At 40.9% G+C, this 242-nt stretch carries 1 protein-coding gene; it reads left to right on the forward strand.

Going from position 1 to position 242, the window contains the following annotated elements:
• Nucleotides 1-20 precede the first annotated feature (20 nt).
• Nucleotides 21-242: AAA family ATPase (locus tag NW213_RS16920; RefSeq protein WP_258323486.1), on the forward strand; the 222-nt coding region annotated here is incomplete at its 3' end.

The following is a 242-nucleotide window of genomic DNA, read 5'->3' on the forward strand; positions in this document are numbered from 1 at the left end:
TTAATTTTTAATTGACTTACATGAAATACCCTATAGGAATACAGAATTTTGAAAAGATACGCGAAGGCGGTTATCTTTATATAGACAAGACGGATCTGATATATGACCTGGTAAATAACGGTGTATATTACTTTCTGAGCCGTCCGCGCAGGTTCGGAAAGAGTCTTCTTATCTCCACGCTGGAGACTTATTTCAGCGGAAAGAGGGAGATGTTCGAGGGGCTGAAGATTGCGGAACTGGAA

The organism is Bacteroides sp. ET336 (assembly GCF_024733815.1).
Taxonomy (GTDB): Bacteria; Bacteroidota; Bacteroidia; order Bacteroidales; family Bacteroidaceae; genus Phocaeicola; species Phocaeicola cellulolyticus.